This window comes from Pseudomonas sp. NY15435 (genome assembly GCF_048068295.1).
Taxonomy (GTDB): Bacteria; Pseudomonadota; Gammaproteobacteria; order Pseudomonadales; family Pseudomonadaceae; genus Pseudomonas.
This window is the reverse complement of the sequence record NZ_JBLUQA010000035.1, coordinates 1-367: the sequence shown is the minus strand read 5'-3', so window position 1 is coordinate 367 and position 367 is coordinate 1. Positions and strand designations below refer to the sequence as shown.

2 tRNA genes are annotated in these 367 nt (G+C 54.2%); both read right to left on the bottom strand.

Annotated features, from left to right (window positions below):
- Window positions 1–23: 23 nt before the first annotated feature.
- A tRNA-Leu gene (locus ACNFH5_RS30580) sits at window positions 24–110 on the bottom strand.
- Window positions 111–256: 146 nt separating this feature from the next.
- Window positions 257–343: transfer RNA gene (locus tag ACNFH5_RS30575), tRNA-Leu, on the bottom strand.
- Window positions 344–367 lie beyond the last annotated feature (24 nt).

The window sequence follows — 367 nt, the reverse complement described above, 5'->3', positions numbered from 1 at the left end:
TGCTCGGCTTTTTCGTTTGAAGATGGTGCCCAGGAGAAGACTCGAACTTCCACGGTGTTGCCACCGCTAGGACCTGAACCTAGTGCGTCTACCAATTCCGCCACCTGGGCATGCTTTTCAGCATGGGGTGCGATGATCGCTCATCGTCTTGCGGTGATGCAACCCTTGGTTGCATCGGGCGGTCTATTGTTCGGTTATCAGGGTTCCGAACCCGCCTGATAAAGCCTGTCGATGACTGACTTTATCCTTGAATAAGTGGTGCCCAGGAGAAGACTCGAACTTCCACGGTGTTGCCACCGCTAGGACCTGAACCTAGTGCGTCTACCAATTCCGCCACCTGGGCACTGGAGTCGATGATTACTCATCG